The sequence below is a fragment of the Microbacterium sp. MEC084 genome (assembly GCF_004514465.2).
Lineage (GTDB): Bacteria > Actinomycetota > Actinomycetes > Actinomycetales > Microbacteriaceae > Microbacterium.
Genome location: NZ_MYFP02000003.1, coordinates 239216 through 262750, shown reverse-complemented (window position 1 = coordinate 262750; position 23535 = coordinate 239216). Strand labels below are relative to the sequence as shown.

Below are 23535 nucleotides of genomic sequence, written 5' to 3'. Positions count from 1 at the left end.
CGCCGACCCTGCCACGGGCCTCGGACATCCGCGACGGGTCAGGCCCGGGCCGCGAGCGCCTCGGCGTCGGTCGAGCCGGCGTCGGACCACGCGACCTCGAGCCCGGCGGCCGGCGCGTAGCGCTTGAACCACGACACCTGGCGCCGCGCGTACCGCCGCGTGAGCGCCTGGGTCTCGGCGATCGCCTCGGCCTCGGTGAGCTCGCCCCGCAGCTGCGCCAGCGCCTGCGCGTAGCCGATCGCCCGGGACGCGGTCCGCCCCCGCTCGAGGCCCTGCTCGCGCAGGCGCGCGGTCTCGTCCAGCATGCCGTGGGCCCACATCCGCTCGACGCGGCGGTCGAGACGCTCGATCAGCGCGGCCCGCTCCATCCGCAGGCCCACCACGCTCGCGGGTCGCCAGGGCACGGGCTCCTCCGGCAGCGTGGCCCCATGGGTCGCCTCCCCCAGCGCGAGGATCTCGAGCGCCCGGACGACCCGCCGCCCGTTGCGGGGGTCCACCCGCGCCGCGGTCGCCGGGTCCTGCGCCCGAAGCCTCGCGTACAGCGCACCGGCGCCGTCGCGCTCGAGCTCGGCCTCGAGCGCCGCACGCAGCGCCTCGTCGCGCGGCGGGAAGCGGAAGTCGAACAGCACGCTCGACACGTACAGCCCCGATCCGCCCACGAGGATCGCGTGACGGCCGCGCGCGAGGATGTCGTCGATCGCGGCCCGCGCGTCGTCCTGGTAGCGGGCGACCGCGGCGTCCTCGGTCACGTCGAGCACGTCGAACAGATGATGCGGGATGCCCCGCCGCTCGGAAGCCGGCACCTTCGCCGTCCCGATGTCCATGCCGCGGTAGAGCTGCATGGCGTCGGCGTTGACCACCTCGGCCCCCGCGCCGCGGGCGGCCAGGGCTTCGGCGAGATCCAGCGACAGGTCGCTCTTGCCGGTGCCCGTGGCCCCGACGATCGCGAAGAGCCTCGGGGTCACACGCCCACGCGGAGGGTGGGCAGGCCGAGCTTCACGGCGCCGGCGGCCGTGGTCGAGCCGGGCGTCGGCACACCGCAGGACTCCGCCTGCGAGCGGTCCCAGGCGTCGCCCGCGCGCGTGCGGCGGATACGCAGCGGGGCGCCGTCCTTCGAGTCCGCGAGCAGGTGCGACGGGGCCGCGTGGGTGACCTCGACCGTGACGACGTCGCCCGGCCGCGGCAGCGGCGAGCCCGCGGGGACCTCGAAGTGCACGAGGCGGTTGTCCTCGGCGCGGCCCGTCAGGCGGTGGGTCTCGGCGTCCTTCTTGCCCTCACCGGTCGACACGAGCACCTCGAGCGAGCGGCCGAGCTGCTTCTGATTCTCCTCCAGCGTGATGCGCTGCTGCAGCGCGATCAGCCGGTCGTAGCGCTCCTGCACGACGTGCTTCGGCACCTGGTCGGGCATGGTCGCGGCGGGCGTGCCCTCGCGGATCGAGTACTGGAACGTGAACGCGCTGGCGAAGCGCGCCTGCTCGACGACGCGCAGCGTGTCCTCGAAGTCCTCGTCGGTCTCGCCGGGGAACCCCACGATGATGTCGGTCGTGATCGCGGCGTGCGGGATGCGCTCGCGCACGCGGTCGAGGATGCCGAGGAACTTGGCGCTGCGGTACGACCTCCGCATGGCGCGCAGGATCGTGTCGCTGCCCGACTGCAGCGGCATGTGGAGCTGCGGCATGACGGCCGGGGTCTCGGCCATCGCTTCGATCACGTCGTCCGTGAACGCGGCGGGGTGCGGGCTCGTGAAGCGGATGCGCTCGAGGCCCTCGATCTCACCCGCGGCGCGCAGCAGCTTGCCGAACGCCTGGCGGTCACCGAACTCGACGCCGTACGAGTTGACGTTCTGGCCGAGCAGTGTGACCTCGATCGCGCCGTCCTCGACGAGCAGGCGGATCTCGTTCAGGATGTCGCCGGGCCGGCGGTCCTTCTCCCTGCCCCGGAGGCTCGGCACGATGCAGAACGTGCAGGTGTTGTTGCAGCCGACGGAGATCGAGACCCAGCCGCTGTAGACGGAGTCGCGCTTGGTGGGGAGCGTCGAGGGGAAGGTCTCGAGCGACTCGAGGATCTCCAGCTCGGCCTCGCCGTTGTGGCGGGCCCGCTCGAGCAGGCTGGGCAGCGACCCCATGTTGTGGGTGCCGAACACGACGTCGACCCACGGTGCCTTGCGCTGCACGGTCTCCTTGTCCATCTGCGCGAGGCAGCCGCCGACGGCGATCTGCATGCCGTCGTGCTTGTCCTTGCGGGACTTGAGGTGGCCGAGGGTGCCGTAGAGCTTGCCGGCCGCGTTGTCGCGCACCGCGCACGTGTTGATGATCACGACGTCGGCGTCCTCGCCGTCGGCCGCCCGCACGTAACCCGCGCTCTCGAGGGAGCCGGCGAGCCGCTCCGAGTCGTGCACGTTCATCTGGCAGCCGAAGGTGCGCACCTCGTACGAGCGCGGCCGGCCGTCGGCGGTGACGGCGGCGGGCGAGGGCTCGATCAGAGTGGGGGCGCTGGAAGGGGTAGTCATGGCCTGCTCATTCTACGTTTCGCTGCCCCGGTGGGGCCCGGGAGCGCACGGGCCCGCGGCGGTGCTCAGTCGAACCGCACCGACGAGCGCGGACGCCTGGCCTCATCCAGCGCGGCGCGCGCCGCCGACATCGCCAGGCCGCCGTAACCGCGGCGGGCGAGCTGCCCGGCCAGGCGCCGCAGCGCCGTGTCGTCGTCGTAGCGCAGCAGCTGGGGGGCCTTGCCGCGCGCGTACTCGAGGGCGCGCTCGAAGTCGTCGTCGGGCAGCTCGGCCAGCGCCTGGTCGATCACGGCGCGATCGATGCCCCGCGCGGCGAGGCTCTGGGCGATCGCGCGGCGCCCCTGGTTCTTGCGCTCCACCCCTGCGTACACCAGCTGATCCGCGAGGGCCGCGTCGTCGAGCGCACCGAGCCGGACGAGCCGATCGACGATCTCGTCGATCGCGTCGACGTCGAGCTCGCTCTCGCGCAGCTTCGCGCGGGCCTCCGAGATCGACAGCGACCGGCGCCGCAGCGCCTTGATCAGCCGGTCCTCGGCCTGCTCGCGCAGCGCGCCGGCATCCGGCTCGGCGGGTTCCTCGTCCTCCGGGAGCTCCACGAAGCGCACGCCGCCCGATTTCTTGACCTCGAGCGGCTTCACGGGCGCAGGCCTTCGGTCGCCGGGCCGCGAGCCGAGGTCGCGCCACGTCGTGTGCCATCCCTCGCCCGTCGGATCGTCCGCGGCGGCCTCGCCGCCCCCGGCCGGAGCCGCGGGCTCGACGGGCGCCGCGCCTCCCCCGAAGAGGGGGATGACGGGGGCGAGGCGCTCCTCCTCGCCCCCGTCAGTCGCCATGGTTCACCCCGGTTGTTGAGCGACGCCGAAACACGGTTGTTGAGCGACGCCGAAACATCACGCCGTGCGGCGGGCCGCCACCTCGGGCGCGGGCGCGTCGACCGCGGCGGTCTTGGGCTGGCCGACGCCGAGCTTCTCCTTGATCCGGTTCTCGATCTCGAGGGCCACGTCGACGTTCTCGATCAGGAAGTTGCGGGCGTTCTCCTTGCCCTGGCCGAGCTGGTCGCCGTCGTACGTGTACCAGGACCCGGACTTCTTGACGATCCCGTGCTCGACGCCGAAGTCGATCAGGCTGCCCTCGCGCGAGATGCCGGTGCCGTACAGGATGTCGAACTCGGCCTGCTTGAACGGCGGGGCCATCTTGTTCTTGACGACCTTGACGCGCGTGCGGTTTCCGACCGCCTCGGCGCCGTCCTTCAGGGTCTCGATGCGGCGGATGTCGAGGCGCACGGAGGCGTAGAACTTGAGCGCCTTGCCGCCCGCGGTGGTCTCGGGCGAGCCGAAGAACACGCCGATCTTCTCGCGCAGCTGGTTGATGAAGATCGCGGTGGTCTTGGTCTGGTTCAGGCCACCCGTGAGCTTTCGCAGCGCCTGCGACATGAGTCGCGCCTGCAGACCCACGTGCGAGTCGCCCATCTCGCCCTCGATCTCGGCGCGCGGCACGAGGGCCGCGACCGAGTCGATCACGACGAGGTCGATCGCGCCGGAGCGGATCAGCATGTCGGCGATCTCGAGCGCCTGCTCACCGGTGTCGGGCTGGGACACGAGCAGCTGGTCGATGTCGACGCCGAGCTTCTTGGCGTACTCGGGGTCGAGCGCGTGCTCCGCGTCGACGAACGCGGCGATGCCGCCCGCGCGCTGCACGTTGGCGATCGCGTGGAGCGTGAGGGTCGTCTTACCCGACGACTCCGGGCCGTAGATCTCGATGATGCGGCCGCGGGGCAGGCCGCCCACGCCGAGGGCGACGTCGAGGGCGATCGATCCGGTGGGGATCACCTCGACGGGCGCGCGCTCGTCGCTGCCCAGCCGCATGACCGAGCCCTTCCCGAACTGCTTGTCGATCTGGGCGAGGGCCGCGTCGAGGGCCTTCTCGCGATCGGCTGCTGATGCCATGACCTGCTCCTTCGTGCTCGTGTGTCCGTCGCCTGTAGGCTGTCGCGCCCCGCCCGGGCGTGCGGGGTCTGCGACAAGGCGCGTGGCTCAAGTGCCACCTGCCACGCTAGGCAGGGCCACCGACATCGAGTCCGGCGCCCCCGTCCCGGGGAGCAGATGAGCGGCATGTGCCACCTGGGGACGACACTACGCCGATCTCGAACGGATCTTCGAGGACACGCCGAAGGCGTGCATCCGCTCTTCGAACGCTCTCAGCGCCGCGGCTCGAGGCGGCCCGCGCCGTAGCGGCGGCTGGCGGGCACGTCGGTCTCGGCGCACAGCGCGAGCCAGATCTCGCGCGGCGGCACCCCGTCGTCCAAGGCCTGATCGGCCGTCCGGCCGATGCCGGGCAGCACGAGATCGCTGAGCAGCGACGCGCCGCGCGCGCCGAACTCCTCGTCGACCGCGCGCAGGAACTCGCTGCGCCTCATCGAGCGCTCAGCGCAGCGACAGCTCGGTGCCGACCTCGGCGACGAGGTCGTCCGGAACGACATCCGGGAACGGCTGCACGCCCTCGAGCACGGCGATGCGGTCGCCCACCTCGCGCATGATCGACGAGATCGGAACGTCGAGGGCCTCAGCCACCGACGCGAGGATCTCGCTCGACGCCTCCTTCTGCCCGCGCTCCACCTCGCTGAGGTAGCCGAGCGCGACGCTCGCCCTGCTGGCGACCTGACGGAGGGTCTGGCCCTTCTGCTGACGCATGTCTCGCAGCACGTCGCCGATCTCTTGACGAACCAGGATCATCGCGGCCCCCTCCTCACTGCTTTCCCGACGGGTGCATAACAGTACAACACCGTCGCGGCCAATCTAATCCCGGGCACTGAATGCGGGATGGGAAATCCCCAAGATTCACGTCATCGAAACACACGAAAGCATCACGACAGCGCGTCGAACGCGTCCTCCAGGGCCCGCACGCGCGCCGCCTCCCGGATGGCGGCGCGGTCCCCCTCGAACACGTGCGAGGTCACGAACGTGCCCGACGGGATCGAGACGCCGATGTGGACCGTGCCCACGGGCTGCCCGTCGGGCGAGTCCGGCCCCGCGATCCCGGTCGTCGAGATCCCCATGTCGGCGTCGCGGCCGCCCACCGCGAGCGCGTGCCGCACGCCGTCCGCCATCTGCCGCGCGACCTCGGGATCCACCGCGCCGTGCGCGCGGAGAAGACCGGCGTCGACGCCGAGCAGCGAGGTCTTGATCGCGCTGTCGTACGCGACCACTCCCCCGCGCAGCGTCAGCGAGGCGCCGGGGACCGACACGAGCGACGCCACCACGAGCCCGCCCGTCAGCGACTCGGCCACCCCGAGCGACCAGCCGCGTTCGCGCAGCAGCGAGAGCAGGCCGGCCTCGACGGTCATCGCGCCGCCCGCGCTCCCCGCACCTGCGCGACCACGTAGTCGATCCCGCTCGCGATCGTCAGGATGACAGCGAGCCACATCAGCACCAGCGTGACGATGCTGAACGGCTCGACGCCGATCAGCAGCCAGATCGGGAGCAGCGCCCACGAGAGGGCGACGGCCTGCACGAGGGTCTTGACCTTGCCCATCCACGCGGCCGCGACCACGTGCTCGTTCGCGATGACCAGGCGGTGGATCGTGATCCCCCACTCGCGGATCAGCATCACGATCACCATCCACCAGGGCACCTCGCCGAGGATCGCGAGCCCGATGAAGCCGGCGCCGGTGAGGAGCTTGTCCGCGATCGGGTCGAGGAGCTTGCCCAGGTCGGTCACGATGTCGTGGCGGCGCGCGAGGTAGCCGTCCACCCAGTCCGTCGAGATGCCGACCACGAAGAGGACGGCGGCGATCCAGCGCAGCGCGAGGTCGTCGGCGCCGAGGCGCCCGCCCATCACGAGCAGGATCACGAAGAGGATCGCGAGCGGGATGCGCGCGCTCGTGATCGCGTTGGGCAGCTGCCGGGGGATCGTCATGGGATCAGTCTCGCCCGGTCAGCTGCCAGGCGTCCTCGTCGCCCTCGTCGTCCTCCACCGGATATCCCTGGAACTGCGCCTCGATCGGGTCCTCGCCGTAGCGGTCGTCGCCGTAGCCGTCCTCGGTCGCCGGCGCCTCGGCCGCGGCGGCGGCCGGTGCGGTCCGCGCGGGCGGCTCCTCGCCCTTGATGCGCGCCAGCACCTCGGGGAGCTGCTCCGGCGTCACCAGCACGTCACGCGCCTTGGAGCCCTCGGAGGGCCCGACGATCTCGCGGGATTCGAGCAGGTCCATGAGGCGCCCCGCCTTCGCGAAGCCCACGCGCAGCTTGCGCTGCAGCATCGAGGTCGACCCGAACTGGCTCGTGACGACCAGCTCGGCCGCGGCGAGGAGCACCTCGAGGTCGTCGCCGATGTCCTCGTCGATCTCCTTCTTCTTGGACTCGATGGCCTCCGCGACATCCGCGCGGTACTCGGGCCGGGCCTGGCCCGTGACGTGCTTGACGACGCGGTCGATCTCCTCCTCGGTGACCCACGCGCCCTGCACGCGGATCGCCTTCGAGGAGCCCATGGGCGAGAACAGCGCGTCACCCTGGCCGATCAGCTTGTCGGCGCCGCCCTCGTCGAGGATGACGCGGCTGTCGGTCACGCTCGTCACGGCGAACGCCAGGCGCGACGGCACATTGGCCTTGATCAGGCCCGTCACGACGTTCACCGACGGGCGCTGCGTGGCGAGCACGAGGTGGATGCCGGCCGCGCGCGCGAGCTGGGTGATGCGGACGATCGAGTCCTCGACGTCGCGCGGCGCCACCATCATCAGGTCGGCGAGCTCGTCGACCACGACCAGCAGGTAGGGGTACGGCTTGAGCACGCGCTCGCTGCCCGCCGGCACCTCCACCTCGCCGCGGGCGAGGGCCGCGTTGAAGTCGTCGACGTGGCGGAAGCCGAACGACGCGAGGTCGTCGTACCGCATGTCCATCTCCTTCACGACCCACTGCAGCGCCTCGGCGGCCTTCTTGGGGTTCGTGATGATGGGCGTGATGAGGTGCGGAACGCCGGCGTAGTTCGTGAGCTCCACGCGCTTGGGGTCGACGAGCACCATGCGCACCTCGCTGGGCTTCGCCCGCATGAGGATGCTGGTGATCATCGAGTTGATGAAGCTCGACTTCCCGGAGCCGGTCGAGCCGGCCACGAGCAGGTGTGGCATCTTGGCGAGGTTCGCGACGACGAAGCCGCCACCCACGTCCTTGCCCACGCCGACCGTGAGCGGGTGGCTCGACTTCTGCGCGGCGGCCGAGCGCAGCACGTCGCCGAGTGCGACCGTCTCGCGGTCCGTGTTGGGGATCTCGATGCCGATCGCGCTCTTGCCGGGGATCGGCGCGAGGATGCGCACGTCGTTCGACGCGACAGCGTACGAGATGTTGCTCTGAAGCTGCGTGATCCGCTCGACGCGCACGCCGGGCGCGAGCTCGATCTCGTACTGCGTGACGGTCGGGCCGCGCGAGAAGCCGGTGACCTTCGCCTCGACCTTGAACTCGGCGAGCACGCGCGTGAGCTGCTCGACGACGCGGTCGTTGGCCTCGCTGCGCGCCACGGACGGCGGGCCTGCCGACAGCGACGCGGGCGAGGGCAGCACGTACGGCGCGGCCGGCGGCTGCGGGCCGCGCGCGCCCGGGCCGTCCGTTCCGAAGCCGATCAGGCCCGGCAGCTCGCCCGTGTCGGAGTCGTCGCCGTCGCCCACGAGCCCGGTCGAGCCGCGCTCGGCGAGACCGCCGGTCAGGCCGCTGAGCGAGCTGAGCACGGCGGTGGCCGAGTCGGGCTCGGGCTCGGGATCCGCGACGACGATCGCCTTGTCGTAGCCGCCGTCGCGCTGCTCGGTCAGCAGCTCCGTCAGGTCCTGGGGCGAGTCGACGACATCCGGGTCCTCCTCGCGGCCGGACTTGTTGCGGCGCCACCACGGCAGCGCGGCCTCGGCGTCGTCCTGCGGCAGCACCTCGGTCGCGGCGGTGGCCGCCGGGTCGGCCTTGTCGCCGGGCTCGGGGCGCTCGGCGCCGAACATCCAGGCGTACAGGTCGCCCAGGCGCTGGCCGATGCGGTTCGGCGGCGTCTTGGTGATGATCAGGACGCTGAGCGCGGCGAGCAGCGACAGCGCGACGTACGCGCCGATGTCGGTGAGCAGCAGCGCGAGCGGCTCCCCGACCATCCACCCGAACAGGCCGCCCGCCTGGCTGAGGGCGGGCATCCCGAGCGAGGGCTGCGGGCGCTCGCCGGCGACGTGGCAGAAGCCGGCGACCGTGAGCGTGAGGAGCGCGAAGCCGATGCCGATCCGGCCGTTGTCGTGCACGGACGACGGGTGGCGGAACAGCCAGCCGGCCAGCAGCAGCAGCGCGACCGGGAAGACGAACGCCGTGCGGCCGATCAGCCCGCCGAAGGTGTAGGCGCTGATGTTCGCGGCGACCTCGTGGCCGATGAAGAACCACTCGGTGACGGCGCCCGCCACCGCGAGGAGCACGAGCAGCAGCGGGAATCCGTCGCGGCGCTGATCCTTCTCGAGCGCCTCGAGGCCGAACGCCCGGAACAGGCCGCCGACCGCGTGACCGAGGCCGTTCCAGGCGCGCACGGCCACCGGAGGCCGGTCGGAGGCCTCGAAGTAGGGCTTGGGGGCCGGATCCGGCTTCTTGCGCGCGCGCGAGCCGTTCGCGGCCTCGTTCTTCGAGGCCGCCCGGCTCCTGGTGCCGGAGGTCTTGGACGCGGCGGGCGTGCGTGGCATGCCTCCACGGTACGCGCGGGGGCCGACATCCCGCGGGAGCGACGCCGTGGATGCCGCGGATCCGCGGGGCTGGGCGGCTCAGCCGGCGAGGGCCCGCAGGCGCGCCACGTGGGCGGCGTGCTGCTGCGCGACCCACTCGTCCGCCAGCCGCGCGTCGGTGGTGGGCTCCCCGCCCGCGGCCTCGCGCTCGAGCGCGTCGAGATAGCCGCGATCGCGGGCGAACAGCTCGGCCATCGCCTCGGAGCCCCGCGTGACCGGCCCGTGGCCGGGGACGATCACCCGCGTGCCGCGCCGCGCGGCCGAGGATTCGAGCAGATCGAGCGCCGCGCGGTAGTCGCCGACCGGATCGGACGGCGGCTCGCGGTCCTCGCCGGCATGGCCGACGTCGAGCAGCGGGACCTCGCGCTGCGAGAGCATGTCGCCGACCAGCAGGGCCTCCCCCACCGCGAGGGCGAGGTGGCCGGGGACGTGGGCGTCGTGCCGCAGCACCGCGATCCCCGACGGCGCAGGCGGCGGAAGCTCGTCCGCCTCGTCCGGCAGCGCCGCGAGCACGCCGAACAGCTCCTCCTCGAGCCCGGGCGCGGCCTGGGCGGCCTCGGCCCACGAGCGCCCGCGGTCGCCCGCCATCACCGCGACGGCGCGCGCGGTCGCGAACCGGGGCACCTCGCCCAGGTCCGGGTGCCACAGCACGTGATCCCAGTGCGGATGCGTCGCGACGCCCGCCGCGACCCGCCAGCCACGCGCGCGCATCGCCGCGGCCAGCCCGTCGAGCTCGGCCGTCGTGATCCCGGGGTCGACGATCAGGGCCGATCCGGAGCGGTCGACCACCACCACGGTGTTCGACGCCCAGATCTCCGACTCGGCGACGAACACGCCGGGGGCGACCTCCGCGAGCGACCGAGCGGTCATCCTGCGCGGCTCAGGCCTCGATGACGAGGGGGACGATCATCGGCCGGCGGCGCAGCGACTGGTTCACCCAGCGGCCGATCGTGCGGCGCACGGTCTGCGACAGGGCGTGGTTGTCGCGCACCCCCGACGCCGCTGCCTCCTCGAGCGCCTTGGCGATCTTCGGCTTGACGGCCTCGAACACCGCGTCGTCCTCGGCGATGCCCCGCGCGTGGATCTCGGGGCCCGTGATGATCCGGCCGGTCGCGGCGTCGACCACGACGATGACCGAGACGAAGCCCTCCTCGCCGAGCGTGCGGCGGTCCTTGAGGTCCGCGTCCGTGATCTCCCCCACGGTCGATCCGTCGACGTAGACGAAGCCGAGGTCGAGCTGCCCGGCGACGCGCGCGACGCCGTCCTTCAGGTCGACCACCGTGCCGTTCTCGCCGATGATGGTGCGCTCCTCCGGGATGCCCGTGTCCTGCGCGAGCTTGGCGTTCGCCATCAGGTGCCGGTACTCGCCGTGCACCGGGAGCACGTTCTTGGGCTTGAGGATGTTGTAGCAGTAGAGCAGCTCGCCCGCCGCCGCGTGACCCGAGACGTGGACCTTCGCGTTGGACTTGTGGACGACGTTCGCGCCGAGCTTGGTGAGCCCGTCGATCACGCGGTAGATCGACGTCTCGTTCCCCGGGATCTGGCTCGAGGCGAGGATCACGGTGTCGCCCTCGCCCGGCTCGATCGCGTGGTCGAGGTTGGCCATGCGGCTCAGCACGGCCATCGGCTCGCCCTGCGAACCGGTCGACATGTAGACGATCTGGTCGTCCGGGATGTCCTTGGCCTTCTTGTAGTCGACCAGCACGCCGTCCGGCACCTTGAGGTAGCCGAGCTCGGCGGCGATCGTCATGTTGCGCACCATGCTGCGCCCCAGCAGGGCGACGCGGCGGCCGTTGGCGGCTGCGGCGTCCAGCACCTGCTGCACGCGGTGCACGTGGCTCGAGAAGCTCGCCACGATCACCCGGCCGGGGGTCTTGGAGATCACCTGGTCGATGACCGGGCCGATCGCGCGCTCGGTGGGCGTGAAGCCGGGCACGTCGGCGTTGGTCGAATCGGGCAGGAACAGGTCCACGCCCTCCTCGCCGAGCCGTGCGAACGCGCGCAGGTCGGTGATCCGGCCGTCCAGCGGCAGCTGGTCCATCTTGAAGTCGCCCGTGTGGAGCACGAGGCCGGCCGGCGTGCGGACCGCGACCGCGAGCGCGTCGGGGATCGAGTGGTTGACCGCCACGAACTCCAGGTCGAACGGGCCGATGTCCCAGCTCTCGTCCTCCTTGACCACCGTCAGGAGCGGCTTGATCCGGTGCTCCTTGAGCTTGGCCTCGACGAGCGCGAGCGTGAGGGCCGAGCCGATCAGCGGGATGTCCTGACGCAGCTTGAGCAGGTACGGGACGGCGCCGATGTGGTCCTCATGGCCGTGCGTGAGGACCACGCCGACGATGTCGTCGAGGCGCCCCTTGATGGGCTCGAAGTCGGGCAGGATCAGGTCGACGCCGGGCTGGTGCTCCTCGGGGAACAGCACGCCGCAGTCGATGATCAGGATCTTGCCGTCGAACTCATACGTGGTCATGTTGCGGCCGACCTCGCCGAGGCCGCCGAGCGGGGTCACGCGCAGCGTGCCGGGCGCGACAGCGGGGGGATCGTAGACCGGAGTGGACATGGGTCCGCCTTTCGCGGGCGCCGCTCGCGCGGGCCCTTCCGGACGCCCGCGGGGCATCCGGATTCGTTGTTGTGTTGTGCTGTGCGGCCTTCTCGGCCGCGGGAGATCCGTGGGCGCGTCAGCGCGTGGTGCCCGGCACCTTGGGCAGGGCGCCGCCGGCGGCCGCGTTGCGGTCGGGGCGGAAGTTGGAGAAGTCGACGCCGTCGACGTCCTTCACGAGGGCGAGCTCGTCCTCGATGATGGCGGCCTCCCACTCCTCCGGACCCACGAGCGGCAGGCGCACGCGCGGGCTGGAGATGCGGCCGAGGCCGTGCAGGATGTACTTCGTCGAGACCGTGCCCGGGACGTGCGTCATGACGGCGCGGACGAGCGGCTCGAGCTTCTTGTGCTGCTCGGTGGCCGCGGCCAGGTCGCCGCGGTTCACCGCGTCGACGATCACGCGGTACGGCGCGGCGGCGATGTTGGCCGTCACGCCGATCAGGCCCGTGGCGCCGATCGCGAGGTGCGGCAGCACGTTGGCGTCGTCGCCCGAGAAGTACATCAGGTCGGTCTGGTTGAGCACGCGGCTGACCTCGCTGAAGTCGCCCTTGGCGTCCTTCACCGCGAGGATGTTCGGGTGCTTCGCGAGGCGCAGCATGGTCTCGTATTTGATCGGCACGCCGGTGCGGCCCGGGATGTCGTACAGGATGACCGGCAGATCCGTCGCATCCGCGACCAGCCGGAAGTGCGTCAGGATGCCCGCCTGGGTGGGCTTGTTGTAGTACGGCGTGACGATCATGATGCCGTCGGCGCCGGCCTTCTCGCTCTTCTGGTAGAGCTCGATCGCGTGCGCGGTCTCGTTCGAGCCGCCGCCCGTGATGATCTTGGCGCGGCCCGCGGCGACGTCCTTGCCGACCTCCACGAGGCGGATCTTCTCGGGGTCCGTGAGCGTCGAGGTCTCGCCCGTCGTGCCGGTGACGACGATCCCGTCGGCGCCCGACACGATCACGTCGTCGATGTGCTTCTCGACGGCGGGCCAGTCGACCTCGCCGTCGGCCGTCATCGGAGTGACGAGCGCGACGAGCACCTGTCCGAAGGGGTTGCCCGAGTGCGTCATGGCTCCAGGCTATCGCGCGCGGGCTGGGTGACTCACGCGCGCGCGTTCCATGTGACGGGTCCCGTCCTCAGGGGACGTGGGGCTGGTGTGCGCGGGTCGGCCCCAGCAGGCCTCAGCTTCACCGCAGCCCCTGAGGACGGGACAGTGCGGCGAGGATGGCGCGCTCCACGATCGGCCACTCGTACATCACTAGGGAGTAGTCGAACCGCAGCGGTGTGAAGCCGAGCGAGATGGCGATCGCGTCACGGCGCAGATCCTTGTGGCGCTCGCTCGGGCCGTCGTGGTTCTCCTTGCCGTCCACCTCGAGGATCACGCGGCCCGCGAGCACGAAGTCGACCCGGCCGACGTGACGGATCCGCACCTGACACGCCACGAGGAACGCCTCCTGCCCCAGGCAGTCGGCCGCCTGGATCAGTGCATCGATGAGCGGCACCACCCCGAATCCGGCACCCTGTCCATCCCAGTGCGAGACGCATCGGCATCCGGCATGCGTATGACTGCTTCCGTGCTCGCCCAGCCAGACATGCGCCCGGCGATCGCGCTCGAACGTCCAGATCCCGTGATGGCGCAGAGCGGACGCGCACGCGAGCGCGCCACCATGCTCGGCCGCGAGCACGACTTCAGCGGGCGCCGACCGACCGCGGTACACACCCCGGCGAATGCGGATGAGGACACCCACCGAGCACGATGCAGCGATGTCTCGCTTGGTCATGCCCCTCGCGTACAGCTCGGCGGTGCGCCACACTCCCGCCTCGATCACTCTCATGCAGCACACGGTGCTCGAGCAACCCGCCTCGATCGGCCGTATCCGGCATCTGTGGACGAGCCCATCCCGTCGCCGGGGATGTGGACGACATCCCGGCGCGCGCCCGCCGTCCCGTCGTCAGGGGACGTGGGACGCGTGTGCGCGTGTCGTCCTCATCCGTCACCACCTGCACCGCCTCCCCCGAGGACGGGACAAGTCCGGAGGCCCCGGGCGGCCCGGCCCGGACGCCGGGTCAGGAGCGGCGGAGGACCTCGAAGCGATAGCGGGTGCCGGTGCGGCTGGTGTGCCAGCCGCCGTCTGCCGGGTCGGAGCGGACGAGGTGCCACGAGTCGTCGATCTCGGGCGCGTAGGCGTCGCCGTCGACGTCGAGATCGATGCGCGTGACCCAGAGCTCGTCGAGCAGCGGCATGGCCTGGCGGTAGATCTCCGCTCCCCCGATGACCCACACCTCGTCGTCGAGCTTCGCGGCCTCCTCCAGGGCGTCGTCGAGCGAGTGGACGACCTGGGCGCCGGGGGCCTCGAAGCCCTCGTCGCGCGTGACGACGATGTTGGGGCGGTCCGGCAGCGGGCGGAAGCGCTCGGGGAACGACTGCCAGGTGCGGCGGCCCATCAGCACGGGGCATCCGCTCGTGGCGCGCTTGAAGAACGCCAGGTCCTCCGGCAGATCCCACGGCATGCCGCCCTGGGCGCCGATCGCGCCCGTGGACGCCTGTGCCCAGATCGCCCGGATGGGCATCAGACCGCGACCGCGCCGCGGATCGGCGGGTGGTGCTGGTAGTCGTGCAGCGCGAAGTCCTCGAACTCGTACTCGAAGATCGACGCGGGCTTCCGCGTGATCTCGAGCGTCGGGTACGGGTAGGGCTCGCGCGAGAGCTGCTCGGCGACCTGCTCGCGGTGGTTGTCGTAGATGTGGCAGTCGCCGCCGGTCCACACGAACTCGCCGGGCTCGAGACCGGTCTGCTGCGCCATCATGAGCGTCAGGAGCGCGTACGACGCGATGTTGAACGGCACGCCGAGGAACATGTCGGCGCTGCGCTGGTAGAGCTGGCACGACAGCTTCCCGTCGGCGACGTAGAACTGGAACATCGCATGGCACGGCGCGAGCGCCATGTCGGGGATGTCCGCCGGGTTCCACGCCGACACCAGGATGCGCCGCGAGTCGGGGTTCGTCCGGATCTGGTCGACCGCCTGCTGGATCTGGTCGATCTGCTCGCCGCTCGGCGTCGGCCAGGACCGCCACTGCACGCCGTACACGGGCCCGAGTTCGCCCTCGGCGTCGGCCCATTCGTCCCAGATCGTGACGCCGCGCTCCTGCAGCCACCGCACGTTGGAGTCGCCGCGCAGGAACCACAGCAGCTCCAGCGCGACCGACTTGAAGTGCACGCGCTTGGTGGTGATCAGGGGGAAGCTCTGCGAGAGATCGCAGCGCAGCTGGCGGCCGAACACGCTGGTCGTCCCCGTGCCCGTCCGGTCGTCCTTGTGCGTGCCGTGCTCGAGCACGTCGCGCAGCAGGTCCTCATAGGGGGTCGGGATCGCCTGGCTCACGTGATCAGGGTAGCCCGGGCGAGGGACATCCGGATCAGCCGCACGGCGATCCGCGACGGCGCGCGCGGGCGTGGAGTTCTCCCCTCGTTCACCCGCCGGTCGACGGCGCGTCGCCCGGCGTGACCACGCTGGGCGACGTGACATCCCTCCCCCCGCGCCGCCGGCTCGCAACGCCCGCCGCGCTCACCGCACTGACAGCCACCGCCCTCATCGCGGCCCTCGTGCCGGCGCCCGCCGTCGCGCAGACCGCGCCCGCCGCATCGGGCGGCACCCCGCCGGCGCACGCCGCTGCGACGACCGTCCCGACGCTGGTCGCCCGCGCGACGCTGTCGGCCGACTTCCTCGCCCCGGGCCCCGACTCGGGTGCCGCGGTGACGCCGAACAACGGGCGCAGAGGCCCGTTCGACGGCCAGGTCATCCCGGGCTTCTCGGCCATGGTGGACAACGGCGACGGGACGTTCTGGGCGCAGCCCGACAACGGATTCGGCTCGAAGGGCAACTCGGCCGACTTCCTGCTGCGCAACTACCTGGTGCGCCCGGCCTGGCAGACGGCCGAGGGCGGCGCGGGCGAGATCGAGATCGAGTCGTTCATCGAGTACAACGACCGCAACGACGTGCTCGACTTCCCGATCGTGAACGAGGACACCGACGAGCGCCTGCTGACCGGCGCCGACTTCGACATCGAGTCGGTCGTGCGGGCCAAGGACGGCACGTTCTGGGTCGGCGAGGAGTTCGGCCCGTTCCTGCTGCACTTCGACGCCGACGGCACGCTGCTCGAGAAGCCGTTCCCGCTCGAGGGCGCCGCGTCGCCGCAGAGCCCCTACCTCGCGCCGGGCGAGCAGCCCACGGTCGCCGCGAGCCGCGGCTTCGAAGCCATGGCCGGCTCGCAGGACGGCCGCTACCTCTACCCCGTGCTCGAGGGCGCCTACCTCGCCGACGAGGACCAGCGCCGCCGCGTGATCCACCAGTTCGACACCCGCACCGGCGCGTACACCGGCCGCACGTGGTCGTACCAGGCCGACCAGGCCACGGACGTGATCGGCGACGCCTTCGCGACCCCGAACGGCGAGCTGCTGCTCATCGAGCGCGACGACTTCGAGGGCGCGCAGTCGGTCATCAAGCGCGTCTACCGCGTCGACCTGAAGCGCACGGACGCCGAGGGCAATCTCCGCAAGACCCTCGTGCTCGACGCGCTCCGGATCGACAACCCGCACGGCATCGACGCGGGCGAGGGCTACGGCCTCGGCGACACCTACTCGCTGCCCGTGCAGTCGTTCGAGACCGTGCTGCAGCTCCGGGACGGAACGCTGCTGATCGGCAACGACAACAACTATCCCGGCAACGACGCGCGCAGCACGGGCACGCCGGATGACACGGAGTTCGCGATCGTCGACCTCGAGCGCACCGTCTCGAAGGCCGACGCCGTGACCGTCGTGGCCCACCGCGGCGCCAGCGGCTACCGCCCCGAGCACACGCTCGCGGCGTACGAGACGGCCATCACGCAGTGCGCCGAATTCATCGAGCCGGACGTCGTCGCGACGAAGGACGGCGTGCTCGTCGCCCGCCACGAGAACGAGATCGGCGGGACGACGGATGTCGCCAGCCGACCCGAGTTCGCCGACCGACGCACCACGAAGACGATCGACGGCGTCGCGGTGACGGGCTGGTTCACGGAGGACTTCACGCTCGCCGAGCTGCGCACGCTCCGCGCCGAGGAGCGCCTGCCCGACGTGCGCCCGCAGAGCGCCGCGTTCGACGGCCTCTACCTCATCCCGACCCTGGACGAGGTCATGGACCTGGCGCGCCGCTCGCTGACCTGCGACGGCCGCCCGGTCGGCGTCTACCCCGAGACGAAGCACCCGACGTACTTCGACTCGATCGGCCTGTCGCTCGAGGAGCCGCTCGTGGCCCAGCTGCAGCGCAACGAGCTGGATGACGCCGAGGCCCCGGTCATCCTGCAGAGCTTCGAGACCGGCAACCTGCGGGACCTGAACGAGCAGACCGACGTCACGCTCGCGCAGCTCATCAGCAGCTCGGGCGCGCCATACGACCTGGCCGCCGCGGGCGACCCGCGCACCTACGCCGACCTCGTGACGCCCGAGGGTCTGGCCGAGATCGCGACGTACGCCGACGGGATCGGCGCGGAGAAGAACGTGATCATCCCGCGCAACGCCGACGGCACGCTGTCGGCGCCGAGCCCGGTCGTCGACGACGCCCACGCGGCGGGCCTCGACGTCCACGCGTGGACGTTCCGCGTCGAGAACCGCTTCCTCGCGGCGGACTTCCGCTCGAGCAGCGACCCGAACGCGGCCGGTGACCTGGCCGGCGAGATCCGGGCGTTCCTCGACGCCGGCATCGACGGCCTGTTCAGCGACAACCCCGACATCGCCGCCGCGACCGTCGCGGGCTGACGCACCCAGAACGCGGGGCCGGATCGCCGGAGGGCGATCCGGCCCCGTCCTGTTACCGCGTGCGTCGCCGGCGGGACGCGCCCGTGCCGGTCCGCGTTAGCCTTCCCGCGTGGACCCGATCACCGCCTTCGCCGTGCTCGCGGCCGTGCTCGCGGTCGCGACCGCGATCGGCGTGCTGCTCCGCCGCCGCGAGGGACGCGTGCGGCACCGCGCGCACGACATCGCGCACGTGTCCGCGCACTCCCTGGGGCTGGATCCGGCCGACGTCGCGTTCGGCGAGACCGCGACGCTGCTGCAGTTCAGCACCGAGTACTGCACGCGCTGCCCGGCCGCGCGCCGGCTGCTGGGCGCCGTCGCGGACGAGCGCCCCGGCGTGACGCACGTGGACGTCGACCTCACGCAGCGCCCGCACGTCGCCCGCCACTACGGCGTGCTGCAGACCCCCACCACCCTGATCGTCGACGGACGCGGCGCGGTCCGCGGCCGCATCGGCGGCGCCCCGCGCCGCGACGACGTGATCGCCGAGCTCGACCGCCTCGAGGAGGACGCCCGTGTCTGAGTCACCCGCCGGAATCGACCCGCGCGGACCGCGCTTCGCGGCCGCCATCACGACCGTGCTGCTCGCGGTCGCGACGTACCTCGCGCTGGTGGGCACGTCGCCGCGGGTCAGCGAACCCGTCAGCTTCGGCTGGTTCGCGTACCAGCCGCTCACCGGCGCGGCGTTCCATCCCGGTCTCGCGCCGTGGCGGCACCTCGCCGATCCCGCGTTCATCCTGCTGGTCGTCATCGCCGCCCTGTTCCTGTGGGCCGTGGTCTCGCCCCGCACCGCGCCGTGGGGCGTCGTGTTCCGCCGCTTCGTGCGGCCGCGCCTGGCGCCGCCCGCCGAGCTCGAGGACCCCCGCCCGCCGCGGTTCGCGCAGGGCGTCGGCCTGTTCGTCACGGGCGCGGGACTCATCCTGCACGCGGCCGGCGTGCCGTGGGCGCTCGGGATCGCGGCCGCGGCGGCGCTGATCGCCGCGTTCCTGAACGCGGCGTTCGGCTTCTGCCTCGGCTGCCAGATCTACCTGCTCCTGCAGCGGGCGGGCCTGATCGGACGCTCCCGGGCCGCATGACCCGTGACGTCGGCGCGGGGCGTCGATAGGCTGGCCGCGACCGCAACCGCACCGATTCGGAGGACGTCATGACCGTCACGAGCGAAGCCACCACCGCCTGGACCGGAAGCCTGATGGAGGGATCCGGAACCGTCTCGTTCGGATCCGGGATCGGATCGTTCCCCGTGAACTGGAAGGCGCGTTCCGAGGGCTCGGACTCGACCACCACGCCCGAGGAGCTCATCGCCGCCGCGCACGCCTCCTGCTTCAGCATGGCGCTGTCGCACGCTCTGGCGCAGAACGGCACCCCGCCCGAGAAGCTGGACACGACCGCCTCGGTCACGTTCAAGCCGGGCACCGGCATCACCGGCAGCCACCTCAACGTCAACGCGGTCGTCCCCGGCCTCGACGCCGCCAAGTTCCAGGAGATCGCGGAGGGCGCCAAGTCGGGCTGCCCGGTCTCGCAGGCGCTCGCGGGCGTCGACATCACCCTCGAGGCCACGCTTGCGTAGCAAGCCGCTTCCGGTCGTTGAGCGAGGAGCGCAGCGACGAGTCGAAACGCAGACGCTGGCCTGATGCACGTCGTCGTCGGGGGCGCGTCCGGTCTGATCGGGCGCGCCCTCGTCGCGTCTCTGGAGCACGACGGCGCGCGAGTCACGCGGCTCGTGCGCCGGGATCCCGCGGGCCCGGACGAGGTGCGCTGGCTGGACGGCCATCCGCTCGACCCCGCGGTCCTCGCCGGCGCCGACGCGGTCGTGGGGCTCAACGGCGCGAGCATCGGCCGGCTGCCGTGGACGCGCCGCTACCGCAGCGAACTGGTGTGGTCGCGGCTCACGCCGACGCGCGCGCTCGCCCGGGCGATCGAGCCGCTGCCCGCCGGCGAGCGCCCCCTGCTCGTCTCGGCCAGCGGCGTCGGGTACTACGGATCCGCGCCGGGACGGGTGCTCACGGAGGATGCGCCCGCCGGCGACACGTTCCTCGCCGCCCTCTGCGTCGAGTGGGAGAACGCCGCGCGCATCGCCGACGACCGGGTCGCGCTGCTGCGCACCGCCCCCGTGGTGCACGCCGAGGGCGTGCTGAAGCCGCTGATCGCGCTCACGCGCGCGGGCGTGTCCGGCCCGATCGGCCCCGGCACGCAGGCCTGGCCGTGGATCTCGCTCGACGACGAGATCGCGGCCATCCGGCACGTGATCGACGCCGGGCTCACCGGGCCGGTGAATCTCGCCGGCCCGACACGCGCGACGGCGAACGACCTGGGCTTCGCGCTGGCGGTCCGGATGAACCGGCCGTTCGTCGTGCCCGCTCCCGCGCTCGCCCTGCGCGCGGCGCTCGGGGCGGATGCCGCCGAGGGTCTGCTCCTGGCCGACGCGCACGTCGTCCCCGACGCGCTGCGGACATCCGGGTTCGCGTTCCGGCATCCGACCGTCGAGGACGCGATCGCCGCGGCGATCCCGGCCTAGCGGCTCAGCGCGTCGCCGCCTCGCGCCGGATGGCCTCGCGCGCGGCGCCGCGCGCCCGGCGACGGTCGCCCGCGGCGTCGTAGGCCAGGCTGAGGCGGAACCACGCGCGCCAGTCGTCGGGCGCCGCCTCGACCTCGGCGCGGTAGCGCGGGAACAGCGCGTCGCCGTCCGCGCGCGAGATGCGGCCGCTCGGGGTCGTGGCGACCACGTCGTCGGGAAGGCCGCCCTCGGCCTCCAGGCGACGAGCCAGCTGCTCAGCGCGCACGCCGAACCAGAGCTCGCGCCCCAGGGCCCAGATCGCGATCAGCGGCAGGGCGATGAGCGCGACGCCCATCGCGATGCCCACGGGCTCCCCGGTCTGCACGAGCTGCACGGCCCGCCATCCGATGAGCGCGATGTAGAGCGCCAGAAGCGCGGCCATCACGGCCACGCCGATGCGGACGCTCACGCGCTGGTCGCCTGCGCGACCTGGCCGGGCGCCGTGCCCGCGTCGACGGGCTTGCCGTCGAGCGTGCGGGGCGCGCCGAAGCCGATGTCGATGAAGCTCTCCAGACCGATCACGACGCCGCGCACGTCGGCCGCGTGCTCGAGCGCGATCCGGATGCCCGGCGCGTACGCGGCGGCGGGATCCGTCGTGTCGTGCACGATCGACAGCGCCTCGCCCGGGCCGGACAGGATCGTCTCCTGGCGCGCGATCACGCCGGGGCGGCGGAGCGAGTGAACGGGAACGCTGGCGACCTGCTGGCCGCGGGCGCGCTGGTCGGCGTGCGGGGCCTCGACGGGGGCGCGGCGGGCAGCCGTGATCAGCTCGGCCGTGCGCACGGCCGTCCCGCTCGGCGAATCGACCTTGGTGTCGCGGTGCGCCTCGACGATCTCGGCGAACGGGAAGAACCGCGCCGAGGCCGCGGCGATCGCGCTGCCGATCACGGAGCCCAGCGAGAAGTTCGGGATGAACACCGCGCCCGTGCCGGCGGCGTCCACGAGGGGGCGCACGAGCGCGATGCGCTCGGCCGACCAGCCGCTCGTGCCGACCAGCACGTTCAGGCCGCGCTCGATCGCGGCGCGGACGACGTCGATGCTGACCGCCGGAGTGGACGCGTCGACCACGAGGTCCGCACCGTCGAGCTCGGCCAGGTCGCTGCCCGAGCCGAGCACCGAGACGACCTCGAAGCCGTCGAGCTCGCCGATGACCTCGTGGATGATGCTCCCGAGCTTGCCGGTGCCGCCGACGAGGGCGATCCGTGTCGTCATGCGCTCCATCCTATTGGCCCGCATACCGCCGCGTCCGGGGCCGCGCCGTGACGCATAGGCTCGGATCGTGATGGAATTCCGCGCCGCCTCCCCCGCCGATCCGGATGCCCACGAGCTGATCGTCGAGTACTTCGCGGAGCGCGCGGCCGGCTTCCCCGGCGAGTACCGCCCGACGTTCCCCGCCGCCGACGCGTTCACGCCGCCGGACGGCGTCCTGCTCCTCGTCGAGCACGACGAGCGCGGCCTGATCGGGTGCGGCGCGATCCGCCGCATCGCCGACGGCCCGCACGGCGCGCGCTTCGAGATCAAGCACGTCTTCATGCGCCCGGCCGCGCGCGGCCTGGGCGCCGGTCGCCTGCTGCTCGAGGAGCTCGAGCGCCGCGCCCGCGCCTGGGACGCGCGGGAGCTCGTGCTCGACACCCATCACACGCTGGAGGCCGCCGCCGCGCTCTACGCCCGCACCGGCTTCACCGCGATCGACCCCTACAACGACAACCCCAACGCCACGCGCTGGTACGGCAAGCCGCTGGCGTGACGCCACGTCGCCGGTTCAGGGGATCCCGGCTGCTCAGGGCCGGATCCGTCCGATGCGCCCTGAGAACGTGGGATCCCGGTGCGAAGCAGGGAGACAGTCGGTGTGAGCCATGACGACACGGCCCGCACGCGCGGGCTCTACGCTGCGGTCGCCGACGCCTACGCCGCGGCGCTGCCCGACACGCGCGCGGAGTCGGACGCGGACCTCGCGCTGATCGGCCGCTTCGTGGCGTCGTTGCCGCCGGGTGACGCGCCGGTCCTCGACGCGGGCTGCGGGACGGGCCGGATGCTCGGCTACCTCGCTGGGCGCGGCGTCTCAACGCTCACCGGTGTCGACCTGTCGCCTGAGATGCTCGCGCACGCCAAGCTGTCGCATCCGGATGTCCCGCTCGCCGTCGCGGATCTGCGCGCTTTGCCGGTCGCCGATGGCGCGGTGCGCGGCATCCTGTGCTGGTACGCCGTCATCCACACGCCGGACGCCGGGATCCCGGCGATCGCCGCGGAGTTCGCCCGTGGGACGGCGCCCGGCGGGGCGGTGCTGCTCGCGTTCCAGGCCGGCACGGGCGAGCGGACATCGCCCGGCGCGTACGGCCAGGACGTGACCCTGCACGCCGTCCTGCACGAACCCGCGCGGGTGGCCGAGGTGTTCGAGCACGTCGGGTTCGACATCGTCGAGACCGTCAGGCGCGCGCCGAGCGGCCACGAGCGGCATCCGCAGGGCTTCGTGCTCGCGCGTCGCCGGTGACGCGCCCGGTCGTCGGATGGGCCACCCAGTCGTCGGATCGCATGGTCCGTTCGTCGGGTTGGTGGGGCGGATGTGCACGCCTGAGGCTCACGAGGCGACACCAGCCCCGCGGATCCGACGAGCGGCCCGGCGGTCCGACGACTCGCGCCGGATCAGAACGGGAAGGGCTCGGGGAGGCCCGTGCGGAGCTCGACCGGGAGGTGCGCCTGATCGTTGTGCGTGAGGAGGGTCCAGGGGCGGCCCTGGCGCTGGCCGATGACCGTGAGGCCGCAGTTGGCCTGGTTGAGGGTCATCCAGCGCCACTCGGGCGCCTCGAGGACCTCGCGCACGAACCACGAGATCACGAAGTTGTGCGTGATGAGCAGCTCGTGGACGTCGCCCTGCTTGCGCACCAGGAACTCCCCGACCGCGTCGGCCATCTGCGCCTTGCCCGCCTCGAGCTGCGCCTCGGTCACGCCGCCGAAGAACGGCTCGAACACGGCCGGCGTCTCCTCGGTCATGCCGCTGGGCACGCAGTCGAACAGGAGCGCGTGGGGCTGCGGCTCGACGGCGGGCATGCGCTCCGCGATGATCCGGGCCGTGTCGGTCGCGCGGACGAGCGGCGAGTGCCACACGGCGTCGAACGGGATGCCCGAGAGCCGGTCCGCGATCAGCTCGGCCTGGCGCCGGCCGCGGGGCGACAGCGGGCCGTCCTCCATGCCGTGCTCGGCATCCTGCTGCTCGCCATGCCGGACGAGGTAGATGTAGTGCGCCACCGCGGCCTCACCCCGTCCTTCGTCCTGCTCGCGTATCCGTCGTCTGTCGTTGATCGGACCGCGCGGGATGACGCGGGGCGTCGAAGCGGGGTCCTCC

Annotated in this window: 25 protein-coding genes; 7 read left to right on the top strand and 18 right to left on the bottom strand. The window is 72.3% G+C overall.

All coding sequences use genetic code 11. From position 1 onward, the window contains the following. Positions 1 to 38 precede the first annotated feature (38 nt). The 15 genes from miaA to B5M43_RS05365 form a co-directional block, all read right to left on the bottom strand. On the bottom strand, positions 39 to 965 hold the full coding sequence (miaA, locus tag B5M43_RS05435) for a tRNA (adenosine(37)-N6)-dimethylallyltransferase MiaA (protein ID WP_055993308.1): 927 nt from the start codon (positions 963 to 965) through the stop codon (positions 39 to 41). After that, a complete protein-coding gene (miaB, locus tag B5M43_RS05430) occupies positions 962 to 2509 on the bottom strand; it encodes a tRNA (N6-isopentenyl adenosine(37)-C2)-methylthiotransferase MiaB (RefSeq protein ID WP_055993306.1) in 1548 nt (515 codons plus the stop codon). Before miaB ends, miaA begins: the two co-directional genes overlap by 4 nt. Positions 2510 to 2574: 65 nt before the next feature. Then, on the bottom strand, positions 2575 to 3339 hold the full coding sequence (locus B5M43_RS05425) for a regulatory protein RecX (RefSeq protein ID WP_055993304.1): 765 nt from the start codon (positions 3337 to 3339) through the stop codon (positions 2575 to 2577). Positions 3340 to 3396: 57 nt separating this feature from the next. Further along, on the bottom strand, positions 3397 to 4452 hold the full coding sequence (gene recA / locus B5M43_RS05420; protein ID WP_055993302.1) for a recombinase RecA: 1056 nt from the start codon (positions 4450 to 4452) through the stop codon (positions 3397 to 3399). A gap of 251 nt (positions 4453 to 4703) precedes the next feature. Then, on the bottom strand, positions 4704 to 4922 hold the full coding sequence (locus B5M43_RS05415) for a DUF3046 domain-containing protein (RefSeq protein WP_055993300.1): 219 nt from the start codon (positions 4920 to 4922) through the stop codon (positions 4704 to 4706). Between the two features lie 7 nt (positions 4923 to 4929). Next, the gene (locus B5M43_RS05410; RefSeq protein ID WP_055993297.1) at positions 4930 to 5238 is read right to left on the bottom strand and encodes a helix-turn-helix domain-containing protein; all 309 of its coding nucleotides are present in this window, start codon (positions 5236 to 5238) and stop codon (positions 4930 to 4932) included. A gap of 131 nt (positions 5239 to 5369) precedes the next feature. Next, the gene (locus B5M43_RS05405; RefSeq protein WP_055993295.1) at positions 5370 to 5849 is read right to left on the bottom strand and encodes a CinA family protein; all 480 of its coding nucleotides are present in this window, start codon (positions 5847 to 5849) and stop codon (positions 5370 to 5372) included. Continuing rightward, positions 5846 to 6421 (bottom strand): CDP-diacylglycerol--glycerol-3-phosphate 3-phosphatidyltransferase, encoded by a 576-nt coding sequence (pgsA, locus tag B5M43_RS05400; protein ID WP_055993293.1) that lies wholly within the window; start codon positions 6419 to 6421, stop codon positions 5846 to 5848. The genes B5M43_RS05405 and pgsA overlap by 4 nt, the downstream gene beginning before the upstream one ends. A gap of 4 nt (positions 6422 to 6425) precedes the next feature. Further along, a complete protein-coding gene (locus B5M43_RS05395) occupies positions 6426 to 9188 on the bottom strand; it encodes a DNA translocase FtsK (protein WP_134745780.1) in 2763 nt (920 codons plus the stop codon). 78 nt (positions 9189 to 9266) lie between these two features. After that, positions 9267 to 10097: an MBL fold metallo-hydrolase gene (locus tag B5M43_RS05390; protein WP_134745779.1), complete on the bottom strand. Its 831-nt coding sequence runs from the start codon at positions 10095 to 10097 to the stop codon at positions 9267 to 9269. Between the two features lie 10 nt (positions 10098 to 10107). Further along, positions 10108 to 11784, bottom strand: a complete 1677-nt coding sequence (locus B5M43_RS05385) for a ribonuclease J (RefSeq protein WP_055993287.1) — start codon at positions 11782 to 11784, stop codon at positions 10108 to 10110. Positions 11785 to 11902: 118 nt separating this feature from the next. Continuing rightward, on the bottom strand, positions 11903 to 12880 hold the full coding sequence (gene dapA / locus B5M43_RS05380; RefSeq protein WP_055993285.1) for a 4-hydroxy-tetrahydrodipicolinate synthase: 978 nt from the start codon (positions 12878 to 12880) through the stop codon (positions 11903 to 11905). A 118-nt stretch (positions 12881 to 12998) separates the two neighbouring features. Continuing rightward, positions 12999 to 13313, bottom strand: coding sequence for an endonuclease domain-containing protein (locus B5M43_RS15290; RefSeq protein ID WP_230667691.1), 315 nt, complete (start codon positions 13311 to 13313; stop codon positions 12999 to 13001). Between the two features lie 565 nt (positions 13314 to 13878). Beyond that, complete coding sequence (locus tag B5M43_RS05370) at positions 13879 to 14382, bottom strand: dihydrofolate reductase (protein ID WP_134745777.1); 504 nt, start codon at positions 14380 to 14382, stop codon at positions 13879 to 13881. Then, the gene (locus B5M43_RS05365; RefSeq protein ID WP_055993281.1) at positions 14382 to 15191 is read right to left on the bottom strand and encodes a thymidylate synthase; all 810 of its coding nucleotides are present in this window, start codon (positions 15189 to 15191) and stop codon (positions 14382 to 14384) included. The genes B5M43_RS05370 and B5M43_RS05365 overlap by 1 nt, the downstream gene beginning before the upstream one ends. A 137-nt stretch (positions 15192 to 15328) precedes the next feature. On the opposite strand from B5M43_RS05365, the gene B5M43_RS05360 reads away from it, so the two are divergent. The 5 genes from B5M43_RS05360 to B5M43_RS05340 all read left to right on the top strand — a co-directional run bounded on the left by B5M43_RS05360 (position 15329) and on the right by B5M43_RS05340 (position 20153). Then, on the top strand, positions 15329 to 17602 hold the full coding sequence (locus B5M43_RS05360) for an esterase-like activity of phytase family protein (RefSeq protein ID WP_230667689.1): 2274 nt from the start codon (positions 15329 to 15331) through the stop codon (positions 17600 to 17602). A 109-nt stretch (positions 17603 to 17711) separates the two neighbouring features. Continuing rightward, the gene (locus B5M43_RS05355; RefSeq protein ID WP_134745703.1) at positions 17712 to 18161 is read left to right on the top strand and encodes a thioredoxin family protein; all 450 of its coding nucleotides are present in this window, start codon (positions 17712 to 17714) and stop codon (positions 18159 to 18161) included. Then, the gene (locus B5M43_RS05350; protein ID WP_134745704.1) at positions 18154 to 18714 is read left to right on the top strand and encodes a DUF4395 domain-containing protein; all 561 of its coding nucleotides are present in this window, start codon (positions 18154 to 18156) and stop codon (positions 18712 to 18714) included. Before B5M43_RS05355 ends, B5M43_RS05350 begins: the two co-directional genes overlap by 8 nt. A 68-nt stretch (positions 18715 to 18782) precedes the next feature. Beyond that, the gene (locus B5M43_RS05345) at positions 18783 to 19205 is read left to right on the top strand and encodes an OsmC family protein (protein WP_055993275.1); all 423 of its coding nucleotides are present in this window, start codon (positions 18783 to 18785) and stop codon (positions 19203 to 19205) included. Between the two features lie 63 nt (positions 19206 to 19268). After that, positions 19269 to 20153, top strand: coding sequence for a TIGR01777 family oxidoreductase (locus tag B5M43_RS05340; RefSeq protein WP_134745705.1), 885 nt, complete (start codon positions 19269 to 19271; stop codon positions 20151 to 20153). Positions 20154 to 20157: 4 nt separating this feature from the next. On the opposite strand, the gene B5M43_RS05335 is transcribed toward B5M43_RS05340, so the two are convergent. Together B5M43_RS05335 and dapB are read right to left on the bottom strand one after the other, a co-directional pair. Further along, positions 20158 to 20601 (bottom strand): hypothetical protein, encoded by a 444-nt coding sequence (locus tag B5M43_RS05335; protein WP_134745706.1) that lies wholly within the window; start codon positions 20599 to 20601, stop codon positions 20158 to 20160. Continuing rightward, positions 20598 to 21404: a 4-hydroxy-tetrahydrodipicolinate reductase gene (gene dapB / locus B5M43_RS05330; protein WP_055993271.1), complete on the bottom strand. Its 807-nt coding sequence runs from the start codon at positions 21402 to 21404 to the stop codon at positions 20598 to 20600. The genes B5M43_RS05335 and dapB overlap by 4 nt, the downstream gene beginning before the upstream one ends. Positions 21405 to 21474: 70 nt before the next feature. On the opposite strand from dapB, the gene B5M43_RS05325 reads away from it, so the two are divergent. Then, complete coding sequence (locus tag B5M43_RS05325; RefSeq protein ID WP_134745735.1) at positions 21475 to 21939, top strand: GNAT family N-acetyltransferase; 465 nt, start codon at positions 21475 to 21477, stop codon at positions 21937 to 21939. 102 nt (positions 21940 to 22041) lie between these two features. Then, positions 22042 to 22683: a class I SAM-dependent methyltransferase gene (locus B5M43_RS05320; protein WP_055993267.1), complete on the top strand. Its 642-nt coding sequence runs from the start codon at positions 22042 to 22044 to the stop codon at positions 22681 to 22683. Positions 22684 to 22835: 152 nt separating this feature from the next. Here the strand turns inward: B5M43_RS05320 and B5M43_RS05315 are convergent, their stop codons facing one another. Then, positions 22836 to 23438, bottom strand: coding sequence for a histidine phosphatase family protein (locus tag B5M43_RS05315; RefSeq protein WP_055993265.1), 603 nt, complete (start codon positions 23436 to 23438; stop codon positions 22836 to 22838). Between the last annotated feature and the right edge of the window lie 97 nt (positions 23439 to 23535).